The sequence below is a fragment of the Nocardia abscessus genome (assembly GCF_015477775.1).
GTDB classification, from domain to species: domain Bacteria; phylum Actinomycetota; class Actinomycetes; order Mycobacteriales; family Mycobacteriaceae; genus Nocardia; species Nocardia abscessus_A.
This window is the reverse complement of record NZ_JADLQO010000075.1, coordinates 1-426: the sequence shown is the minus strand read 5'-3', so window position 1 is coordinate 426 and position 426 is coordinate 1. Positions and strand designations below refer to the sequence as shown.

Annotated in this window: 1 protein-coding gene; it reads left to right on the top strand. The window is 66.7% G+C overall.

Going from position 1 to position 426, the window contains the following annotated elements:
* A partial coding sequence (locus tag IU450_RS39335; protein WP_195154789.1) for a GMC family oxidoreductase N-terminal domain-containing protein occupies positions 1 to 426 on the top strand: 426 nt, incomplete at both ends.

Here is a 426-nt window from a genome sequence, read left to right as displayed (position 1 = left end):
TCCGCGGGGAGATGAAGCCGTCCTACACCAACGGTGACGGCGCCATGGGCGTCAACAATGGTGGTAAACATTCCGTCGACGTCACCTACATCGCCGCCGCCGAAGCCACCGGTTTGGTGCGGGTGCAAACCCTGCACGAGGTGATCGACGTCGAACGGGCATCCGACGGCCGGTGGATCGTGCATGTGCAACGGCTGGACACCACCGGCGCGGTGGTGGAGCACAAGGTCCTCACCACCGGTGCGCTGATCCTGGCCGCGGGTAGTCTCAACACCACTCGGCTGCTGGTGCGCGCCGGAGCCAAGGGGCTCATCCGCGATCTGCCCGACGGCGTGGGACAGAACTGGGGGACCAACGCCGACCGCATCTACGTCTGGACCGATCCCTCGGCCGAATTCGGTGCGCCCCAAGGCGGCCCGGTGGTCT